This window comes from Streptomyces sp. NBC_01166 (genome assembly GCF_045039765.1).
Taxonomy (GTDB): Bacteria; Actinomycetota; Actinomycetes; order Streptomycetales; family Streptomycetaceae; genus Streptomyces.
Genome location: NZ_CP108614.1, coordinates 100426 through 120527 on the forward strand (window position 1 = coordinate 100426; position 20102 = coordinate 120527).

Below are 20102 nucleotides of genomic sequence, written 5' to 3' on the forward strand. Positions count from 1 at the left end.
GGACCGATGAACAGCTTCAGCAAGACCGCTGCCGGTGAGCCGCCCGTACGCCGCCGTCGCACGCCTGTCGCGGTCGTCGTGCTGTCGGTGCTTCTCGCTTGCGCCGCTGCCACGATCGGTGTTGTTTCCTGCGTCACGGAGAAGGTCTCCTCGGACTTGATGGACAAGGAGATGACCTGCTGCTGGGAAGACGGAGCCACACCTGCCTGGATGAGCGACCAGATGGGTATTCGCATCCCGGACACGGCATCGGACCGTCGGGCGGGTTACAAGGTCGGGGAGCGCTACGACACCGGTCTCCTGTCATTCGTCCTCCCGGCCGACGAGGCGGATACGTATATCGGCCGGTTCGTCGAGGACGGCACCAGGATGATCGACAACTCCCATCCCAAGCCGAAGGACTACCGTCCCGCGGCTGCCTTCGATCACCTCGGGCTGCCCGAGCCGGAGACGTTCGTCAAAGGGCTGCGGAAGACCAGCCTGTGCCCGGACGACCTCGCGACCCCGGAGGGCAAGTACCTCCAACGCTGCGTCTGGGACCGCGTGCTCGGCGTCCTACTGGCCTGCGCGGACGACGCTGGGCTGATCGACTGGCGGGTGGCGGTGGATTCCACCATCATGCGGGCCCACCAGCACGCCACCAATACCCGCCGCCCCGAGAAGTGCCGAGCCGCAGCCATAGGGCAGGGCCTTGACGCCCACCGAGAGCCCGCCGGGCACGCGATCGGCCGTTCCCGCGGCGGGCTGACACGCGGTAGTCGTGCTCGATGCGCCAGCGGAGCTTCGCGGTGCGCACGAGGACGGGCAGCGGGGGCATCACCAGCCTGTTCGCCGCCTTCAACATCGCCGACGGCACCGTCATATCAGCACTGCACCGCCGCCGGTGCGGTACCGGTAGACGACTGCCTCCACGATACGGCGGTGATCGGCCCACGGCCTGCCACGGCGACCGGCACTGGAAGGCAGCAGAGGTCGAATGCGGTCCCACTGCCGGTCGGTCAGCCGGGCATGACGAGGCATCAGAACCAGACCGCAGAGGTGCTGCATACCCGGTCCAGCAACCCGTCCGGGCTCAGTCGATCTTCTTGATCACCCGGGCGGGCACTCCCGCGGCCACGGTGCCGGCAGGAACATCACGAGTGACCACCGCGCCGGCAGCGACCACCGCACCGGCACCGATGGTCACCCCCTGCGTGATCACGGCAGCCGTCCCGATCCAGACGTCGTCCTCGATGACGATCGGGGCGAAGGAGAGGTACTCGCGGCGCTCGGCCAGGGGCAGTGGATGGCCTCCGGTGATGAGGCTCACCTTCGGGGCGATCATGACGCCGTTGCCGATACGGATGTCCCCCTTGTCCATGAAGGTGCATCCCTGGTTGACGAAGACGTTCTCCCCGAACGTCGTGTTCAGCCCGCACTCGGTAAAGAACGGCGGATAGATCGTCACCGTCTCCGGCAGCGGGCCACCGAATACAACAGAAAATAGTTCCGCGCGACCTTCACTGTCGCTGAACGGAAGCACATTCAGCCGAGACGTCGCATCGGTCACCTCCACGATTCGCTCCGCATGACGCGCGAACTCAGACGTCTGGACATACATAACCTGCTCTGTGCGAGTAGACATGCGCTGATCCCACCACCACACAGAACACCTGATCAAACAACCCTCCACTACACCAGACACAACCCATGGTTGTGAAAGTAGGGTGGGAGCGTGGATGTTGAAGCGCTGCGGACGTTCGTTACCGTCGCCGATACGGGCCAGTTCCAGGCTGCGGCCGATGAGCTGGGAATCAGCCAGCAGGCGGTCTCCAAGCGGATCGCGGCCCTGGAGAGGCATATCGAGGTCACGCTCCTGGTGCGGAGCTCCCGAGGCTCCCGGCTGAGTGTGGACGGGCAGGTCTTCCTGTCGCACGCCAAGAAGGTCCTGGCGGCCATCGAGGAGGCCGGGCAGGCTGTGCGCCCAGGCAGCCGACCCTTGCGCGTGGATGTTCTCCATCGGCGCATCGCTCCCGCCCAGGCCGTCTACCGGTTCTACCGCTTCCACCCCGAAACGGACCTGGACGTGGTCACGCTGAGCATGGAGAACGCCGCCCAGGCCGCCCAAGCGGTGCTCGAAGGGACCGTCGACGCGTCCTTCCGTGCCCTGCCGACAGACCAGGTCCCGGCCGGAATCAGCGCGGAACGACTCCTGGACGCACCCCTGGAGCTCCTGGTTGGCCCCAGCCACCCACTGGCCGGGGCGCCCTGGGTCAGTCCTGCGGACCTGGCCGGCCACCGCATCTGGATCCCCGGAATCAGGCCGGGCACGGAGTGGGCGGCGTTCTACCAGGCGCTGTCCGAGGCGTTCGGCCTGAGCATCGACGCGCTCGGCCCCAACTTCGGTGACGAGGCCCTGATGGACGCGCTGGCCGACTCGGCCTCGCTGGCCACCCTCGTCGGCAGCGGGGACCGGTACCTGTGGCCCCAGAATCACGACCTACGGCGCATCCCGTTGCACGACCCGACCCCGTTCTACCCGCACGTGCTGCTGTTCCGCAGCGGAGACCAACACCCCGTGCTGACCGCACTACGCGACCATCTGCGCACCACAGGTCCGCGCACCCCGCACGGCATGTGGGCACCGGACTGGGTAGACCGATGACCAGAACGCCGAATTAGCGGACACGCCCTAGGGCCTGGCCCCGGTGGCACCTGGATGGGTTGGTGCACATGCCGTAGCGGCATGTGGTGGGGTCGGGGCACCACAGCACGAAAGGCTCTTTCTACGATGTACCCCTCCCTCACGCCTCCCCGGCAGGTCAAGATCGGTGATGCCGCTGCGTTCGCCGGGATCACCCCACGCGCCATCCGCCACTACCACGAGATCGGTCTGCTGCCGGAGCCCGAGCGCGGCGGGGACGGCCGCCGCCGCTACGGCTATGACGACATGACCCGCCTGCTGTGGATCCGCAAGATGGCTGATGCCGGTATCAGCCTGGACGACATGCGGGCCGCCTTCGGCGAAGCCCGGGACGAAGCTGGAGACGAATCCCTGGACCAAGCCCCGGATATCGAGTCGGTCCTGAGCAGGCTGGAGGAAACCTTGGCGGCGCAGGAGGCCGCCATCAAACGTCGGCGCACGGCTGTCCAGCGCCTGCAGGCGGTGGGCAGCCCGCTGGGGCTGCTCTCCGAACTGGTCACGGACCGGCTCAGCCACCTGCCTCCGGGAGCGTTGCGCCCCTCCGATCTGGACGCCCTGCTGGTCACGGAACGGATCTTCGGACCGCTGGGCGCCGCTATCCAGGCCAGCGCGCTCATCGCGCTGGCCACCAACCCCGACCTGCGGGCCGAGGAGGACCGTCTAGAGGCAGCCGAGGCCGCCCTCGACGACGGCGTCGAACCCGACGACCCGCGCGTCGAAGAGCTCGCTGTACAGCGATGCGCTCACCAAATGGCCCTGAACCAGGCCATCGAGGCAGCTGGTCTCGACGCGGCCGAGGAGAAGATCTTCGAGATCTACGACGCCGACCTGAAAGGGGAGGAGGGCACAGAGATGAGTGCCGCCGCAGCGATCACCAAGATGCCTTATGACTTCTCTGCTGCCCGGATGCGCTGCGTGGAACTCGCCGGACGGCTCTTCGGCGAGGCCCTTGCCGACGCCCACTCCGCGGACAGCTGATCGCCTGTGCCTGGCACTGACGTGGCCCGACAACCGGTCGCGTTCATCCGCATGTGACCGATCGGGTCAGACGTCGAGCCCAGGCCGTAACCACGAGTGACATCACAACTGGCCGTACGTGGGGATTCCGAACTGGCCGCTGACACGGGGTTCAGAAACAGGCACTGGGCCGGTGGCGCAGCCATCTGTCATAGCTAGCTCGGGAGCTGCGAGGGGCGGACGTTTGCGCGCTGAATTCGCCCCCCGTGTGCATGGCACGTCGGGGGCGCGCACCAGCACCATGGGTTCACACCCCTCGATAGGGCTATGGCCCGGTGAACTGGTGGCGCGAGATGCTCACTTCTTCGACAGGGGCTCTTGGCATCAAGCGGGCCGCTCACAGCTGCTGCCAGCGCCCCTTCCCTCTTCGTCAACGCGGGGAGGGCGCCATTCTCAGCTCAGGAGTGAACGTGAGACTCAGCCGCCTCGTGATAGCAGCTTTCACCGCCCTGGCGACATTCACCGCCGTGGGGCCAGCACAGGGTGCCGCCGCTACGCAGGCTTCCCTCGCCGCGGTCAACTGCACCGGCACGTCCTCGGTCACCTACTCACCGGCGATCACCCCACAGCCGACAACGGTCACCGCCACCTCGAGCCAGGACTACCTGGCATGCGTCATCCTCGGTGGAGGAAGCATCACCTCCGCCGAAGACTCCACGACCGTCACCTCCCTCACCCGTTCCTGCGCCACCCTGCTGGGAACCACACCCAACCGGCAGCAGTCCGTCGAGTGGAACACCGGCCAGATCTCTCAGGCACAGGTCGACGTCACCACCACCCAGGTCCAGTCAGCACTCGTCGTGACCAGCATCGGATCCGTCGTCTCGGGTCCCTTCACCGGACTGAACTACAAACGCGTGTCCACCTACGCCAACGTCGACGCCCTCCTCGCGTGCCAGAGCCCCCAAGGGCTGACCCAACTCGGCCCCGGCATCTCGAACCTGACCATCACGCCTCTCATCTAGGCCAGCGCTGCCGGCTCAGGCACAGAGCAACCCGTCCGAGTACGCCCAAGACCCGCACCGGGGACGGTGCGGGCCTCGGGCGCGCTCAGCGCATTTAGGCGGCGCGTGATCCGCGAGGCCACATGCCTAGCCGCCACCGCCGTACAGCGACACCTCAAGGGGCATGAGGTCATGCCCGAAGCCGTTGGTAGCGCAGCGGGTCGCCGTGGTCCTGTGACACGTCGGCGCTGATCTCCGCTACGACCACGGGTGCGACCAGGGCCGGCTCCAGGGGGGTGCGGCTGTTCCACGACGCGGTGAACCGGACGCCGGCCCACGGGTGGCCGGGGCCGGCTGCGGTGAGGTGATGATCCGCCAACCCGGCGAACCTTCCCGGTCAGAGCACTAGTGAGATGCGCCAGAAATCCTGAGGGTTAGTTCTGCTCTGTTTTCTGGTTGGTAGTTCCGACCTTGGTGAGGTAGTCGGCGAGAGAGTTGAGGATCTCGTCGGCTGTCTTGGTCCAGGTGAAGGGCCGCGGGTTCTCGTTCCAGGTGGCGATCCACGCAGTGATGTCGTCCTCCAGGGCTTTCACGGACCGGTGGACGCCGCGGCGGATGAGTTTGTCGGTCAGCAGGCCGAACCACCGCTCCACCTGGTTCATCCACGAGGAGCCGGTGGGGGTGAAATGGACGTGGAAACGGGGGTGTTTGCCGAGCCACGTCCTGATGTCGGCGGTGTTGTGGGTGGCGTAGTTGTCGCAGACGAGGTGCACGTCGAGTCCGGCGGGCACCGCCTTGTCGATCCGGATTAGGAACTTCTTGAACTCGATCGCCCGGTGGCGGCGGTGCAGTGCTGATATGACGGTGCCGTCGGCGATGTTGAAGGCGGCGAACAGGCTGGTGATGCCGTGCCTCAGATAGTCGTGGGTGCGGCGTTCGGGCATACCCGGCATCATCGGCAGCACCGGCTGGGACCGGTCCAGCGCCTGAATCTGGCTCTTCTCGTCCACGCAGAGCACGACCGCCTTCTCGGGCGGGTGGTGGTACAGGCCGACGACGTCGACGACCTTGGCGACGAACTGCGGATCGGTGGACAGCTTGAAGGAGTCCTGCAGGTGGGGCTTGAGGTCGAACCGTTTCCAGATGCGCCCGACCGTCGACTTCGACAGGCCGGTGTGCTGGGCCATCGAGGCCCGCGACCAGTGCGTATCCTGGCCCGGGACCGACTCCAGGGTGGCCACGACGACCTCCTCGACCTGGTCGAGGAGGATCGAGGGCGGCCGACCCGAGCGCGGCTCGTCATCCAGACCATCGAGGCGCTTCGCGATGAACCGGGCCCGCCAGCGGTCCACGGTCGACCTGTCGATGCCGAGGTCGGCCGCAGCCTGCTGATTCGTCCCGCCCTCCGCGCAGCGCAGCACGATCCTGGCACGCAACGCGAGGAACTGAGCGGTCTTGGCCCGCCGCGCCCACTGCTGCAGCTGCCTGCGCTCAGTCTCGTCGAGGATCAGGTCGGCCTTCGGCCGGCCAATCCACCCGGCGTCCTCAAGCCCGGCCATTCGCTCCGCCGCGAAAGCCCGACGCCACTTGCCGACCGTCTTGGCCTGGACACCCACGAGCCGTGCGACACCGGCGTTTGACATTCCCTCAGCGCACGCCAGGATGATGCGGGCCTTCTCAGCCGGGCGCCGGTGCGGCATCTCTGTCCGGCGCAACAACTCGGCACGCTCGGCCTCGGACAACGTGATCGCCACAGCAGAAGGCCCCGAATGCGACATGACAACAGGGTACTTACTAACCCTCAGGATTTCTGGCGCATCACACTAGGGAGAACGTACTGCGTGACTGCTCGAGGGCAGCGCCCACTCCTATTCGAAGGCTGGCACCCATCGTGTGGCGCTCCGGATCTCCTGCAGGTCCAGGAAGTCGGGGCGCTGTACGAAGTCATTCAGGTCTGGCAGGCCCGTCTTGCGTCGGCGCCGGCAGTCGATGCGTTCCTCGACTCCGGCCGGGACGACAGGGGCAGTCGGCAAGGCTCCTGTGCGGGTGAGGCCTACGACAGCGACTATCTGCGACCGAGGCGCCGCCAGCACCTCCGCGTTGGCCCACCCCGCCACTGGGAATCCGTCGGGCGAATGCAGACAGCTGGGGCTGTCAGACCCCTGCGGCATGCTCACCCGCATGAACGAAGACGTCTTCTGGCAGCTCATCGAGGACTGCAGGCCCACAGGACCCGGCCCGGACGCAGAAATCCTTGCAGCCACGCTGACCGAGCGGCTCGCCCAGTCCCCGTTGTCGGTGGTCATCGACTTTGCCGAGCAGCTGTCTTGGGCGCTCTACCGACTGGACCGCAAGGAGTACGGATACGACCTGTCTGGTGACGCCTTCCTCTACACCCGTGCCGCAGTCGTCGCCGCCGGCCGCACCGCATTCGACAGCGTCCTCCAGGACCCCGCGGCCTTCACTCCTTACGTCATCGACCTCATCTGGGCCGAGCCTCTGCTCTACACACCGGACCGAGCATACGAACGCATCACCGGGGAGGAATGGAATCGCGGCACTCGCTACTCCTATGAATCCTGCTCGAACACCGAGGGCTGGGCTGATTGAACAGCACCGCCTGCAGCTGGTGCGAACTCCAGCGCCGTTGACCGTCCTCACGGTACGTGTGCCAGGCTCTCGTGAAACAGCCCGCGGGCCCCGGACCGATGTGGTCCGGGGCCCGCTCGCCTACCGGGGGCGACGTCGCGCCTGGAGCGTTGTGTCGGGTGGCGGCTGGCCGGGGGCCAGCACGACGGCGCTGGACTCCGCGGCGGCCAGCGCCTGGTCGACGATCTCGTCCACGAGCATGGCTGTTTCAGCGACCGTGACGTCCTTCGTCCATGTTCTGGTGTGCCACCAGCAGGACAGTTCGAAGCGGTACGCGCCACAGGCGAGCTCCACGTCCTCGATCCACGGCACGTGCGCGCACCGGCGGGTGCGGATGCTGTGTCGCTCCGTCGCGCCTCCACGTGCGTCCGGGCAAGGGCGGTGTGGTACCGGGCGGGCAAGGTGCGTCGCTGCAGACAGCCGCGGCATTCCAGCAGGTGCAGAGCGGCCCCCTCCTTGTTCTGCAGGAAGCGCGGTGCTCTTTCCTTCGTAGGTGTTGCAGCTGCCGCACAGCGGGCCTTCTCCGAACTACCGGTTCGACACTGGAGCGCTCGTCGAGTCAGGAGAGGCCGGTCTCGCGATTGAGCTCGTAGTAGGCGCGGAATTCGAAGAAGCGCAGACCGTCAATGACTGTTCCGGACTGGATTTCCTGCAGGGTCCAGGGGTGGGCGGAGTAGTCATCGATCGCCACCCCTCCGCGTTCGAGTAGCAGCGCGATCATCTGGTGAACCTCTGCGGTGGCGTCGATCCGGCCGGAGATGTCGATCTGCACTGCCCAGGTGGGGTGGTATTCGACGGCCGCCTCGAGCACCGTCACGTCGTCGGGGTCCCAGTCGGAGAAGAGGCAGCCGGTCTGCTTGTCGTCGATGTCGATGTAGAGGTTGCCGTCCAGAGTCCACGGATGGCGCTGCTGGTTCAGGTGTCGATCAAGTGAGGCGATGGTCTCAGGTCGCTCAACTGCGGGGAACACGAACACAGTGCGCATGGATTGGAGCCTAAGGGCTCGCAGAGAATCAACATGCTGACTTGATCTCTGTGGGGTTGCTGTTCGTGAGGAACGCGGTGACGTCGGCGGGTGTGCGGAACCTGGCTGTTGAGGGTCGAACGGCGCAGCCGTGGTCGGCGAGGAGGGGCTGGATTTGGTGGACGGCCCTGGTGATGGTGCTGCCGTTGACGCCGAGGAGCTGGGCGATCAGGTCTCGTGTTCCGAGTTTGCGCAGGTAGAGAACGGTGGCCAGGACTCGGTCGGCGGTGGTCAGCTTGTCCTTGGCGCCGGCTCCGCGAGCCCGGATACGGTCTCCTCCTCGCTGCTGTGACCGCCCGCGTTCACGGAGCTCATCGAGTTCCTGAGACAGCTGGTCGACGAGCTCGTCCAGTGCCGTTTCGGTCATGCCGGTCAGTTCCGGGTTGCGCAGACCGCCGGCTCGGGACTGGGGCGGCAGGCCCCCGGCTGACCGCGGGGCCTCGGCCGCACCGGCCGTGTTGTCGTGTTGTGGATGGAGGGTGTAGTTCCAGTCGCCGTGGAAGCGGTGGCGGTGCATGGGTAGTGCGTCGATGTCTGTGTCGGTGACCTTGATACCGGTGTCGTAGGTGCCCGGGTCGAGTTCCGCGTGGACTCTCAGCCCGGTGTGGGTAGTGGTTGCCTTGATGCTGTTCACGATGACGTCGTGGCTGGTTAGGGGCCTGCCGCGCCAGTTCATGGAGATGTGGGAGAACAGCCGGTGCTCGATCTTGTTCCACTTCGAGGTGCCCGGAGGCGTGTGGCAGACCGTGATCTCCAGGCCCGTCTCGGCGGCCAGGGTGGCAAGTTCGGTCTTCCAGGCGCGGGTGCGGTATCCGTTGGAGCCGCCTGCGTCCGCGGTGATCAGCAGCCGGGCGGCCCGTGGGTAGTCGTGACTGCCACGGGATTGCCACCAGCGGCGGATCGAGGCAACGGCGAAGGCTGCCGTGTCGTGGTCGGTGCCGACGCTGACCCAGCCGGTGTTCGCGGTGATGTCGTAGATCCCGTATGGGATCGCCTTGCCGGGTCCCTGCCGGTCCAGGAAGTCATGGGTCTTGACCTGGGCCGGAGCTCCCTTCGGCTCCCACTCACGGCCCCCGTTCTTGTAGAGGCCGACCAGTTCCTTCTTCTTGGTGTCCACGCTGATCACCGGGTCGCCGGAGCCCATGTGTTCCTTGGCCTGGTCGTTGATGTAGTGGAACTGGGCATCCCGGTCGGGATGCTGGGCACCTTCGAGGGTCTTGGCGTTGGCCTGGAGGCTGAATCCCTCCTCCCGCAGAAGGTCGGCGACGGTATCCGCCGAGACACGGTGGCCCTGCCTGGTGAGCTCGTCGGCGAGTCTGCGGGTGGACTTCGTCGTCCAGCGCAGCGGCGACATCGGATCCCCGCGCATGTCGGGTTCGACCAGCGCCAACAGCGCGGGACGCAGTTCTGGATCCACCTCGGCCGCCCGCTTGCGCCCGCCACCTGGGCGGCGGACCCGGCGCAGGGGTTCCGCCCCGGCCTCCAGCTCGTCCACGCCCTTGCGGACTGTGGTCTCGCTGACTTGGGCCGCCTGCGCGACCGCCCGGATCCCGCCGTGGCCCAGGATCCTGGCCTCGGCCCCCATCAGTAGACGGCGCTGCCGCTCGTCCAAGTGTGGGAACAATACCGCGAACTTCAGGCCGAGTTGATCACGGACCTCGCCAGATATGCGCATACCACACCAACGAGCCGAACCACTGGAAGCAACACATTGATTCTCTGCGAGCCCTAACGAGCTCGTGCACGGTTAGCGGTGGGACGTCGGCTCTGGTTCAGCGATCATGGTTGTGTGGTGGGGAACGCGACTCGCAGAGCGATCATCAGCGACCGGAGGATCACGGGTCTCTCGACCCCTGTGATTGCTGAACTCGTGGCCGACGTCGGCCCGTTGTGGCATGAGCGCCACCAGGCCAGGCTTGCGTCCAGGCAGCGGAAGCGTGCCGTGGGCGCTGGTGCGAAGCACCAGATGGTTGTCGTCGACCGGCTCCTGGCCACGCTCGTGCACCTTCGCCATGGGGTTACTCATGACGTGCTGGCCTGCTGGTTCGGTGTGGACCGCTCGACCGTCACCCGGGCTGTCGGTGAGGTGCGGCCCCTGCTCGCCGAGCGAGGGTGCACCGTCAGCCCCGGCGTACGGCTGCGTTCCCTGGCCGAGGTCGTGGAGCACCTCGGCCAGGCCGGGAAGACGGGCATCATCGACGGCACCGAGATCCGGGTCCGCCGCCCGGCCGTCGGCCGCAAGGACTGGGACAAGTTCATCTCCGGCAAGAACAAGCAGAACGCCGTGAAGGCCATGGTGTTCACCGACGGGGACGGGCGACTGCTGTTCTGCAGCCCGACCAGACCCGGAAGCTGCGCGGACATCACCCACGCCCGCGAGTTAGGGCTGGTCAAGCTCCTGGCCGACAGTCCAGCGGTCGAGATCCTCGCCGATGCCGGCTACCAAGGACTCGGAGCACAGACCGGCGGACGCGTCGTGACGCCGCCGCACCGCAAGTTCAAGAAGAACGCCCCGGACTGGTACGAGGAGATGCACAAGCGCCAGCGCAAAGCTCACTCCTCACGCCGCATCCGGGTCGAGCACGGCATCGCCCACCTGAAGAACTGGCGAGCACTGGCACGCCATCTCGGCCGCCGCGAACACATGGACGACACCGTCCAAGCCATCGCCGGCCTACTGTCCCAGCAGCAGACCGCAGACTGGATCCTGGCTCGGCAGATGTAAGCACCGAGATCCCGCCCTGGCCTTCGACGTCCCACCGCTAACCGTGCACGAGCTCGTTAGGGCTCGCAGAGAATCAACATGCTGACTTGATCTCTGTGGGGTTGCTGTTCGTGAGGAACGCGGTGACGTCGGCGGGTGTGCGGAACCTGGCTGTTGAGGGTCGAACGGCGCAGCCGTGGTCGGCGAGGAGGGGCTGGATTTGGTGGACGGCCCTGGTGATGGTGCTGCCGTTGACGCCGAGGAGCTGGGCGATCAGGTCTCGTGTTCCGAGTTTGCGCAGGTAGAGAACGGTGGCCAGGACTCGGTCGGCGGTGGTCAGCTTGTCCTTGGCGCCGGCTCCGCGAGCCCGGATACGGTCTCCTCCTCGCTGCTGTGACCGCCCGCGTTCACGGAGCTCATCGAGTTCCTGAGACAGCTGGTCGACGAGCTCGTCCAGTGCCGTTTCGGTCATGCCGGTCAGTTCCGGGTTGCGCAGACCGCCGGCTCGGGACTGGGGCGGCAGGCCCCCGGCTGACCGCGGGGCCTCGGCCGCACCGGCCGTGTTGTCGTGTTGTGGATGGAGGGTGTAGTTCCAGTCGCCGTGGAAGCGGTGGCGGTGCATGGGTAGTGCGTCGATGTCTGTGTCGGTGACCTTGATACCGGTGTCGTAGGTGCCCGGGTCGAGTTCCGCGTGGACTCTCAGCCCGGTGTGGGTAGTGGTTGCCTTGATGCTGTTCACGATGACGTCGTGGCTGGTTAGGGGCCTGCCGCGCCAGTTCATGGAGATGTGGGAGAACAGCCGGTGCTCGATCTTGTTCCACTTCGAGGTGCCCGGAGGCGTGTGGCAGACCGTGATCTCCAGGCCCGTCTCGGCGGCCAGGGTGGCAAGTTCGGTCTTCCAGGCGCGGGTGCGGTATCCGTTGGAGCCGCCTGCGTCCGCGGTGATCAGCAGCCGGGCGGCCCGTGGGTAGTCGTGACTGCCACGGGATTGCCACCAGCGGCGGATCGAGGCAACGGCGAAGGCTGCCGTGTCGTGGTCGGTGCCGACGCTGACCCAGCCGGTGTTCGCGGTGATGTCGTAGATCCCGTATGGGATCGCCTTGCCGGGTCCCTGCCGGTCCAGGAAGTCATGGGTCTTGACCTGGGCCGGAGCTCCCTTCGGCTCCCACTCACGGCCCCCGTTCTTGTAGAGGCCGACCAGTTCCTTCTTCTTGGTGTCCACGCTGATCACCGGGTCGCCGGAGCCCATGTGTTCCTTGGCCTGGTCGTTGATGTAGTGGAACTGGGCATCCCGGTCGGGATGCTGGGCACCTTCGAGGGTCTTGGCGTTGGCCTGGAGGCTGAATCCCTCCTCCCGCAGAAGGTCGGCGACGGTATCCGCCGAGACACGGTGGCCCTGCCTGGTGAGCTCGTCGGCGAGTCTGCGGGTGGACTTCGTCGTCCAGCGCAGCGGCGACATCGGATCCCCGCGCATGTCGGGTTCGACCAGCGCCAACAGCGCGGGACGCAGTTCTGGATCCACCTCGGCCGCCCGCTTGCGCCCGCCACCTGGGCGGCGGACCCGGCGCAGGGGTTCCGCCCCGGCCTCCAGCTCGTCCACGCCCTTGCGGACTGTGGTCTCGCTGACTTGGGCCGCCTGCGCGACCGCCCGGATCCCGCCGTGGCCCAGGATCCTGGCCTCGGCCCCCATCAGTAGACGGCGCTGCCGCTCGTCCAAGTGTGGGAACAATACCGCGAACTTCAGGCCGAGTTGATCACGGACCTCGCCAGATATGCGCATACCACACCAACGAGCCGAACCACTGGAAGCAACACATTGATTCTCTGCGAGCCCTTAGTAGGCTTGGGCATGTGTGGTTTGTGATGGCGTGTCTTCTTGATCGGTCGTGCCGTACGGGCGCACATGGGTCCAGAACAGCAACGTCGGTCGGGCCGGGGTAAGCAGATGTGCCCACTCCGGCTGACCGGCCAGGTGATGCGCCTGTCAACGTCTACAGGGCCGAATATCGGGGCATCGTCCAGTACTACCTCTTGACGGCAACGTTTGCCGATTGCATCGGCTGCGTTGGGCCATGGCCTCGTCGCTCAAGACACTGGCAACGAAGCATCGCTCGACGGTGTCCAAAATGGCGGCCCGTTACAAGGCCAAGATCGAGACACCAAAAGGGCTCCGCACATGCTTCAAAGCCAGCGTCCCCCGCAGCGCAGGCAGGAAGCCCTTGATCGCACGATTCGGCGAAATCTCACTGCCGCGACAGAAGGCAGCGGTCCTCGCGGACCGTCAAGTGGCCCACTACCTTCCCAGAAGAGAGCTGACTGCCCGGCTCTTGAAGGGGAAGTGCGAGCTATGAGGGACGTCGGAAGAAGTGCGAGTGCACCACATCCCAAACTCGCCGACCTCGATAGGGAAGAGCCGCCTGCTGAATGGCGTCAGGCCATGGTGAAGAAACGCCGCAAGACTCTGGTTGTCTGCACCCGTTGCCATGACACGATCCACTCAGGAAAGCCAACCAGTCGCGTCACGAAATAGGTCGCTGGAGAGCCCGTTACGGGGAAAGGCGTACGGCGGGTTCGTTGAGGGCCGTGCGGAAAGGGCCTGCACATTGCAGGCACCTCTCCGCGCGGCCTACCCAACCAACCGCTTGAAACCGTGGCGAGGCATCGCCACCCGCTACGAGAAAACCGCGACCATCTACCTGGCCGGACTCCACATTGCGGGCATCTTTCTCTGGTCGGTGGTGATCAGCAGCCTGCGGGCATCGCGGCCAGCCCTGTCAGCTATCTGACGGCAGCAGCTTCTTGATCGCCGCGACGGCAGTCTGCGGTTCATCGGCGTGGCAGCGGACCGTATGAACCTCCGTGGGCTGCCCCAACAGGCCCACGGTGGTGACTGGTCGGGTCAGCTTGATAGTGATCGAGGTCTGCGAGGCGATGGCCACGTCCAGCACACCGTCCTCGGACGTGTTCGCGTCCGGGAAGCGCAGGTCGTATCGGACGGACGCGATCCGTTCCACGGGTATCCGCAGATCGAGCCCTGCACCACGCCGTACCCGCAGAGCACCCGGCCCTACGACGTGCGGCCGGGTGACGGCGGCGGCATGCAGCCCCAAGACCAAAAACACCGTGTAGACATCGAGAAGCAGCATGACCAGGTGGGCGACCGGATACGCGGCGAGCATGAAGGACACCCCGACCGTCTCGACCACGAACACGAAGACCAGCCCATACGCTGTCGGCGCCTGAGCATGCGCGTACCCGACAGCGATGTCCGCTTCCCCGACCCCGTGCGAGCGCCGAGCCACCCACAGCCCGAGGCTCGACATCCACCGCCCCTCGTGTGCCGCCAGCCGTCGCGTCCGGGTGATGAGTGCCCCGATCCCCATGTGCCTCAGAGAATCAGAGGGACCCTGAAAATCCCCCAAGGCCGTTAGTACCCTAGGCGGTGAGGCGGGCCAGCACCGAGCCCACCGCGCGGTGCACAGCCTCGCGCGCTTCGTCGGTCGGGTCGAGCGTCTCGAACCCGTGACGCCCGTCCGGTACGTCGACGATCTCGACGTTCGCCCCGCAACGCCTGGCCTCGGTGAGGAATTCCTCGACCGTAGCGGCGATCTCGGCACTCTCTCGCCCCGCCCGGACCAGTACCACCGGCAGGTCGCCGGCGTGGGCGAGCGCCCGGACCGGGTGGAATCGGGTGTCGGCCATTCCCCAACCAGGCAGCGGCGCCAGGATGGGGTAGTTCGCCGCCACGCACCGCAGCCAGGCCGGAGGCGCCGCCAGCCAGTCCGCGGTGAGCGGGCCCCCGCCGGAGAAGAACCACAGGGCGACCCGGCCCTCATCCACCCGCGGATCGGCGCGCACCCGGTCCACCGCGTCGGCCAGGTCTGCGGCGGCAATCCCGTAGTCGGTCACGGCGTGCAGGCGGTGGTCCAGCGTCACACCCACGACTCCCAGCCCGGCGACGTGACGTGCGTATCCCTTGAGGGTCGGCCAGTCCCGGGGCGTGGGCCGTGCTCCAGCGGGCACCGGGCCACCGTGCACGAACACCACGGCCGGATGCGGCCCCGGGCCGTCCGGCAGGTACAGGTCGGTGTTCCCGGTCCGCTCGCGCGGCCGTTCGGGTACGTCAAGGAGGAACGGCCGCAGATGGGCGGGCGGTCGGGCATCGTCGCCGGAGGCCAGCCTTCGACCCTTGCCGGAGGCGGCATCGATCAGAACCTCGGCCAGCGCGACGGGGCAGGAGAGCATGGGCCAGTGCCCCGTCGGCAGTTCGAAGAAGGGCACCCGGGCATCGGCCAGAGCCCGCAGGGCGGGATCACCCACGTCCACCATCATCTGGAGCATCTCGATGCCTGGCCCGTTGCCGGTGCACAGCACCCCGGTCACCGGCACCGCGGTCACGGCGCCTGTGAGCCGCAGCGGCTGGACCAGCGTCCCCAACGGCTGCGGCGCCGCGAGGGCCGTGAGCCCGTCGAGCGCCGCATCCGAGAGGCCTGCGGTGCTTCCCCAGCGTGACCACTCGTTCCGGGCCGGGGGCGGCAGCTCACCGGCCACAGCTGGCTGCTCTTTTCGGGCCGCGCGCTCCGACAGCTCCTCACGCAGGGACGGGTCGGGCACGGCAGCCAGAGCGGGAACGCCGTCTCTCGGCATTCCGGCGTCCAGGTGCACGATCCGCGCGACCGACCGCGCCCGCCGGTCGGCCGCGCCGAGCACCGGGTGGATGGCGTAGTCATGGCCCACCAGCACGATCTCCCGGCCGGGCCGGCCCGACGCCGCCGAGTCGATCACCGCGAGCACGTCCGCGATATGGGTCTCCAGATCGATGGCCTCACCCGGATCTCCGAGACGTTTGCCGAGCCCGGTGAGGGCCACGGCGTGTACCTCGGCACCCTCCGCGGCCAGTCGGGCCGCCGTGTCCCGCCACACATGCGGGCCGGTGAACGCCCCGGCCACCAGAACGAATACGGTCATTGTTCCTCCTCGTCGCACTACGCTGCGCGCACCGGACCGATCACCGGCAGCGCCCTCCGGTACCGTAGGAACTCCCCCTGAGGGAGGTTCAAGTGTTCTCGTCGCACGACGGTCTGTGCACCATCGGTGAATTGGCCGAACACACCGGTGTCAGCGTCAAGCCATCCGCTTCTATTCGGACCGCGGACTGCTGCCGGAAGCGTCCCGCAGTACCGGCGGACACCGCCGGTACGCCCCCGACGCCGCAGAGCGTCTGCGCCTGATCCGCTCCCTGCGCGGCCTGAACCTGCCACTTCCCAAGGTGCGCCGGATCCTCGACGAACAGGACGCCTGACGCGCGGCCGACGTGCTGGGGGACGCGCGCTGGCCATGGCCGAGGCCGACTACGACCGCCTCCTGGCCCAGGCCGAGGCGCAGCACCTGCGGGAGCAGCTGGCGGCGCGGGGTGAGCACATCGCAGACCTTCAGCGGGCGCTCGCGGCGTTGATACCGGCGCCGGAGCGGCCGGTGCTCGCGCAGCCGTCGATGCCGGGCCAGGCGCAGCCGGGAGACGGGGCCGCGGGGAACCTCGAGGAGCAACCTGCGGCGAGCGGCGCCGGTGGTGGAAGCGAAGGTAGCCGGACGAGGAAGGTGGACGTGCTGAATGCCGAGAACAAGTTCACCACCTCCCGCAACTTGATCCATCCGTCGCTGCTGGACGAAGGGGAATCCCGGCATCGTGCAGAAGCAGCGGAGGAACGAAGAGCCCGGTGCACAGCAGGGTCTGCTTGGAGTCCGCGACGGCGGAGGCGGAGCCGAGTTCGCGGTCGGCTCGGCGCTGGGCGGCAGAGAGGAACGGCATCACCGCGAGGGAGAGGGCGGCGATGACGACGCCGGGGATGGAGCGTTCGGCCTCGCCGGTGCCGGCCAGGGCGCGGACGGCGTCGATGGTGACGTACGCGGCGAGCGCGAAGAAGGAGACGGCGATGATCCGCAGGGTGTGCTGTTCGCGGGCCTGGCGTACGGCGTGGTCGCGGGCGGAGAACTGCCAGGCGACCGCGGTGGCGGAGGAGACCCGATGACGGAGTCGAGGCCGAAGCCAATAAGGGCGGTGGAGGAGGCGAGGCTCCCGGCGGTGAGGGCGACGACCGCCTCGATCACGTTGTAAGTAATGGTCGCGGCCACGAGGAACCGTATCCGGCGGGTCAGCGCATGCCGACGAGCCGGCGAGGGCCCGAGCGATAGGGATACGTCGGCGGCCATCAGCGGCAGCCCTTCTCATCGGCGTCCGGGCAGGTGCGGTCGGCATCGACGGCAACCCCGGCGGTGCGCAGGTCGTCGAGGGCATGACCGAGGCGTTCATCGACCAGCTCGTAGCGGGTACGGCGACCGTCGGGCTGACGCCGAGGTCGAGGTCGGCGTCACCAAGGACCCCTGGGGCGATGCGTCAGCGAAGGCGCTGCGGGCCGGGGAGCTGGAGGAGCGGCGCAAGACGTTGCTGGACGCGCCGGAGGCCGGGATGGGATGGGAGCCGGGCGAGGAAGACTGGGAGAACAAGCTCGCCGCGCTCCGGTCCTATCGGCGGGCCATGTGGCACCTCGCGCGGCGTCAGGACGCGGTGTGGGGCGAGAGCGAGGGGATGGTGGCGGTCGGCCAGCACATGGCGAACCTGCGCCGGAAGGGCGGCTTGGGCAAGGACGCGGAGCGGGCTGCCGTGCGCGCGCAGCAGCTGGCCGCGGTCGATGAGGACTGGAACTGCCCGTGGCCCTAGACCGGCGGCGGCACTACCGCGCCCTCGCAGACCTGGTCGACGCCGACGGCGTCCTGCCGGTCATCGAGCCGGGGGTGCTGTTCGAGGGTGATGACATCGGGCGGTGGCTGCAGCGGCAGAAGAACATGGGCAGCAAGGCTCAGGTGGCGTTCCAGCTGGGTCTGGCTGCCCTGGCGCAGTGGGTGGAGCGGGAGGGCGACCGGCCGGTCCCGCGCGGCGCGGTCGTCGAGATCGAGGTCGATGGTGGGGCAGAGTCGGTGCCCGTACGACTCGGCGTGTGGATCTCCAACACCCAGTCGAGGCGGGATCGGCTGGACGCCGAGCAGCTCGACGCCGCTGCGGAAGCTCGGTATGCAGTGGGCGTTCCACCGGGTGCCGTCGGTCGTTGAGCTGGGCGGTCAAGCGAAGAGCGCAGGGGGGCCCTGGGTGTGGTCGCCCAGGGCCTATTGGTGTCAAGAGGGGGAGTAGCGAGTTCGCTGTTCAGATCTGTCCATTGGCCCCACAGGCGTTGGGAGGGTTTCACCATGAACATCGTTGAGAACGTCGCGTCTGGGCTCCTCGTCGCACTGGTTGTCTGGGGTTGCCCGGAGGGTCCGGCTCGCATGGCGCCGTCGTCGCACCGCTCGCACTCGACGTAACCCCGCAGCCCGCTGACACGACGAATCGGATCCGACGTCCATAGGCCGCGGGGAAGAGCACATCAACTGCGACGACGAGCAACAAACCAAGCCCGCCGAATATAACGACGCCGCCCCTGGCCCACCCGGCCCCTTCGATGACGTCGACACTCCCGCAGTGACTCTGAAACCCTGCGCTGTTGAACGCGCAAGAGCGGTACTCAGTCAGCAGCAACCATGCCGAGTGCAAGGGCACCATCGCGGGTAAGCCGATGATGAAGTTCACCCACACCGGCACCAGTTGCCTCCACCACGACGGGCCCTCAGACCTCACCGAGTCGTTGCTCCCTAACGCAGCCAGCCCTGTGTCCCCCATGGCTGCAGGGTATCTGGTCGGGCAATCAGGGCCCTCCTGCCAAATCACGAGCGAAAGCTGCGCTGGAGCACCAACTGGATCACCGACATCGTGAACACCGTGCTTGTCTCCGTCGCGCCTCAATCTGAGGCATGAAAAGGCTCACAAAGACGGAGAAGGAGCTACGGGCGACCGTCACCAAGCTCACGAGGACCATCGCGAACCAACGAGCCGCACTCGAAGAGCTTCGCCAGTTGGTAACCCGACTGGCCCTCGCCAGCGCCGTTCTCACCCAAATGAGCGAGCCTCCCAACGGCCTGGACGTCACCCCGGACAACGTCATCCCGTTTCGTCCACTTACCACCTGACATCTCCAGCCTGTCTGCGTACAAGCCCATGCGCAGGACGAAGTACGAGATCACGTGCAGAGACGGGGCGTTACTCATGCTGTGTGGTGAGGCAGGAGAGCAGCGGCAAGTTCCCGCCACTGGCGCTCGGGCAGAGAGGTGGTGTCGGCGGTGAGCACTTGCAGGCAGACGTGGTCAGCTCCTGCGTCGAGGTGCTCCCGAACTCGTCGGCGGATTGCCTCTGCTTCCCCATAGGCAACGATGGCATCCACCAGCCGGCGGCTCGGCCCGCCGAGGATGTCCTCGTCGTTGAAGCCGAGTCGTCGAACGTTCGCTTCCTGATGCGGTGCTGAGAGGTAGTCGGCGACGTGTGCCGTGGCCACCTGGCGGGCGCGGCTCAGGTCGGTGTCGAGCACCACTGCCTGCTCCACGGCGAGGAAGGCGTTCGGTCCCATGATCTGGCGCGCCTGTTCGGTGTGCTCGGTGGACACGAAGTAGGGGTGTGCGCCCCAGGTGTGTTCGGCGGCCAGCTGAAGCATCTTCGGACCGAGTGCGGCTAGTACGCGGCGCGGGGCCGGATCCGCTATGGGGCCGTGGGCGGGCACCTCATCCATGGCCTGCAGGTAGGCGCGCATAGTGGTCACCGCTCTGCCGCGGGCCGGTACGGGGTAGCCGTCCAGTTCGTGGACGGTGTCGTCGACGCGATGTCCGCCCAGGCCGAGGACGTAGCGTCCGGGAAACGCCTCGCCCAGCGCTCGTGCCGCGGTAGCGGTGGCGATCGGGTCCCGGAACGCGATGTTGGCGATGCCGGAGGCGACGACGATGCGCTGTGTCGCCGACAGCAACAGCCACGCTTGGCCCACTGTGTCGCGGCCGAACGCCTCCCCGTACCAGATGGCCCCATAACCCAACTCCTCAATCTCCGCGGCCGATTCCCGCACCCGCCCGGCAGGCTGCCTCTCGTAAGCGAAGGTCCAGATCCCGACTCGTCCCAGCTCGATCCGTTCGCTGTCCGTCATCCGCGCTCCTCAGGCCATAAGTTCC

Annotated in this window: 17 protein-coding genes and 6 pseudogenes; 9 read left to right on the forward strand and 14 right to left on the reverse strand. The window is 67.1% G+C overall.

The annotated features are described in order from the left end of the window. Positions 1-6 precede the first annotated feature (6 nt). Positions 7-750: pseudogene (locus OG379_RS40070) on the forward strand (hypothetical protein); the annotation flags it as partial. Positions 751-879: 129 nt separating this feature from the next. Here OG379_RS40070 and OG379_RS40075 read toward each other — a convergent pair. After that, a pseudogene (locus OG379_RS40075) lies at positions 880-1020 on the reverse strand (transposase); the annotation flags it as partial. A 52-nt stretch (positions 1021-1072) separates the two neighbouring features. Continuing rightward, the gene (locus OG379_RS40080) at positions 1073-1600 is read right to left on the reverse strand and encodes a DapH/DapD/GlmU-related protein (RefSeq protein WP_331735092.1); all 528 of its coding nucleotides are present in this window, start codon (positions 1598-1600) and stop codon (positions 1073-1075) included. A 114-nt stretch (positions 1601-1714) separates the two neighbouring features. Between OG379_RS40080 and OG379_RS40085 the strand changes: the two genes are divergently transcribed. The 3 genes from OG379_RS40085 (at position 1715) to OG379_RS40095 (ending at position 4665) form a co-directional block, all read left to right on the forward strand. Then, positions 1715-2644 carry a LysR family transcriptional regulator gene (locus OG379_RS40085; protein WP_331735093.1) on the forward strand — a complete coding sequence of 310 codons (930 nt, stop codon included), beginning with the start codon at positions 1715-1717 and terminating at the stop codon, positions 2642-2644. A 126-nt stretch (positions 2645-2770) separates the two neighbouring features. Next, positions 2771-3661, forward strand: a complete 891-nt coding sequence (locus OG379_RS40090; RefSeq protein WP_331735096.1) for a MerR family transcriptional regulator — start codon at positions 2771-2773, stop codon at positions 3659-3661. A gap of 449 nt (positions 3662-4110) precedes the next feature. After that, a complete protein-coding gene (locus OG379_RS40095; protein WP_331735099.1) occupies positions 4111-4665 on the forward strand; it encodes a hypothetical protein in 555 nt (184 codons plus the stop codon). A gap of 169 nt (positions 4666-4834) precedes the next feature. On the opposite strand, the gene OG379_RS40100 is transcribed toward OG379_RS40095, so the two are convergent. From OG379_RS40100 to OG379_RS40110, 3 genes are all read right to left on the reverse strand, one after another. Continuing rightward, positions 4835-5023, reverse strand: a complete 189-nt coding sequence (locus OG379_RS40100) for a hypothetical protein (protein ID WP_331735101.1) — start codon at positions 5021-5023, stop codon at positions 4835-4837. A gap of 55 nt (positions 5024-5078) precedes the next feature. Then, positions 5079-6398, reverse strand: a complete 1320-nt coding sequence (locus tag OG379_RS40105) for an IS630 family transposase (protein ID WP_405669066.1) — start codon at positions 6396-6398, stop codon at positions 5079-5081. Positions 6399-6512: 114 nt separating this feature from the next. Beyond that, positions 6513-6677, reverse strand: coding sequence for a hypothetical protein (locus OG379_RS40110; protein WP_331735107.1), 165 nt, complete (start codon positions 6675-6677; stop codon positions 6513-6515). Between the two features lie 148 nt (positions 6678-6825). On the opposite strand from OG379_RS40110, the gene OG379_RS40115 reads away from it, so the two are divergent. Then, positions 6826-7254: a DUF4240 domain-containing protein gene (locus tag OG379_RS40115; protein ID WP_331735110.1), complete on the forward strand. Its 429-nt coding sequence runs from the start codon at positions 6826-6828 to the stop codon at positions 7252-7254. A 120-nt stretch (positions 7255-7374) separates the two neighbouring features. Here OG379_RS40115 and OG379_RS40120 read toward each other — a convergent pair whose 3' ends face one another. The 3 genes from OG379_RS40120 to OG379_RS40130 all read right to left on the reverse strand — a co-directional run bounded on the left by OG379_RS40120 (position 7375) and on the right by OG379_RS40130 (position 9992). Next, positions 7375-7605, reverse strand: a complete 231-nt coding sequence (locus OG379_RS40120; protein WP_331735113.1) for a hypothetical protein — start codon at positions 7603-7605, stop codon at positions 7375-7377. 247 nt (positions 7606-7852) lie between these two features. Next, a complete protein-coding gene (locus OG379_RS40125) occupies positions 7853-8278 on the reverse strand; it encodes a hypothetical protein (RefSeq protein WP_331735115.1) in 426 nt (141 codons plus the stop codon). A 28-nt stretch (positions 8279-8306) separates the two neighbouring features. Continuing rightward, complete coding sequence (locus OG379_RS40130; RefSeq protein ID WP_331735024.1) at positions 8307-9992, reverse strand: ISAzo13 family transposase; 1686 nt, start codon at positions 9990-9992, stop codon at positions 8307-8309. Between the two features lie 114 nt (positions 9993-10106). Here OG379_RS40130 and OG379_RS40135 point away from each other — a divergent pair, with 114 nt between their 5' ends. Beyond that, positions 10107-11042, forward strand: a complete 936-nt coding sequence (locus OG379_RS40135) for a transposase family protein (protein WP_331735117.1) — start codon at positions 10107-10109, stop codon at positions 11040-11042. Between the two features lie 73 nt (positions 11043-11115). On the opposite strand, the gene OG379_RS40140 is transcribed toward OG379_RS40135, so the two are convergent. Further along, complete coding sequence (locus tag OG379_RS40140; RefSeq protein WP_331735024.1) at positions 11116-12801, reverse strand: ISAzo13 family transposase; 1686 nt, start codon at positions 12799-12801, stop codon at positions 11116-11118. 657 nt (positions 12802-13458) lie between these two features. Between OG379_RS40140 and OG379_RS40145 the strand changes: the two genes are divergently transcribed. Beyond that, entirely contained in the window at positions 13459-13551 is a 93-nt protein-coding gene (locus tag OG379_RS40145) for a hypothetical protein (RefSeq protein WP_331735667.1), read from the forward strand. Positions 13552-13795: 244 nt separating this feature from the next. Here the strand turns inward: OG379_RS40145 and OG379_RS40150 are convergent, their stop codons facing one another. Then, the gene (locus OG379_RS40150; RefSeq protein ID WP_405668934.1) at positions 13796-14344 is read right to left on the reverse strand and encodes a hypothetical protein; all 549 of its coding nucleotides are present in this window, start codon (positions 14342-14344) and stop codon (positions 13796-13798) included. Between the two features lie 112 nt (positions 14345-14456). After that, entirely contained in the window at positions 14457-15989 is a 1533-nt protein-coding gene (locus tag OG379_RS40155; protein ID WP_331735124.1) for an alpha/beta fold hydrolase, read from the reverse strand. A 92-nt stretch (positions 15990-16081) separates the two neighbouring features. Here OG379_RS40155 and OG379_RS40160 point away from each other — a divergent pair. Beyond that, a pseudogene (locus OG379_RS40160) lies at positions 16082-16320 on the forward strand (MerR family transcriptional regulator); the annotation flags it as partial. A 405-nt stretch (positions 16321-16725) separates the two neighbouring features. Here OG379_RS40160 and OG379_RS40165 read toward each other — a convergent pair. Continuing rightward, positions 16726-17231 (reverse strand): annotated as a pseudogene (locus OG379_RS40165) (cation transporter); the annotation flags it as partial. Then, positions 17231-17365: pseudogene (locus OG379_RS40170) on the reverse strand (transcriptional regulator); the annotation flags it as partial. The pseudogenes OG379_RS40165 and OG379_RS40170, both read right to left, overlap by 1 nt. A gap of 2 nt (positions 17366-17367) precedes the next feature. On the opposite strand from OG379_RS40170, the pseudogene OG379_RS40175 reads away from it, so the two are divergent. Further along, positions 17368-18207: pseudogene (locus tag OG379_RS40175) on the forward strand (helicase associated domain-containing protein); the annotation flags it as partial. A gap of 946 nt (positions 18208-19153) precedes the next feature. On the opposite strand, the gene OG379_RS40180 reads toward OG379_RS40175, so the two are convergent. After that, entirely contained in the window at positions 19154-20077 is a 924-nt protein-coding gene (locus OG379_RS40180) for a TIGR03620 family F420-dependent LLM class oxidoreductase (RefSeq protein WP_331735130.1), read from the reverse strand. Positions 20078-20102 lie beyond the last annotated feature (25 nt).